Here is a 441-nt window from a genome sequence, read left to right as displayed (position 1 = left end):
CGGCCTCGTGACGACGCTCGACCGCGCCAATCCGACTGCCACTGCCGTTGCCGTCAAGGATGGCCTGATCCTCGCTGTCGGTGACGACAGGACGATCATGGCGCTGGCAGGCTCAGGCACAAAGACCATCGACCTCAAGGGCAAGCGCGTCCTGCCGGGCCTGAACGACAATCATACCCACGTCGTGCGTGGCGGCCTCAACTTCAACATGGAGCTGCGCTGGGACGGCGTGCGCTCGCTTGCCGATGCGATGGACATGCTGAAGCGGCAGGTGGCGATCACGCCGGCGCCGCAATGGGTGCGGGTCGTCGGCGGCTTCACCGAGCACCAGTTCGCCGAAAAGCGGTTGCCGACGATCGATGAGATCAACGCGGTCGCGCCCGATACGCCGGTGTTCCTGCTGCATCTCTATGACCGGGCGCTGCTCAATGCCGCGGCGCT

At 65.5% G+C, this 441-nt stretch carries 1 protein-coding gene; it reads left to right on the top strand.

Annotated elements, in window-relative coordinates:
* Positions 1-441: amidohydrolase family protein (locus IB279_RS36780; RefSeq protein WP_192341267.1), on the top strand; the 441-nt coding region annotated here is incomplete at both ends.

Origin of the sequence: Ensifer sp. ENS06 (genome assembly GCF_014852205.1) — a bacterium.
GTDB lineage: Bacteria > Pseudomonadota > Alphaproteobacteria > Rhizobiales > Rhizobiaceae > Ensifer > Ensifer adhaerens.
The sequence above is the reverse complement of the archived record's forward strand: the minus strand, read 5'-3'. Positions and strand labels throughout refer to the sequence as shown.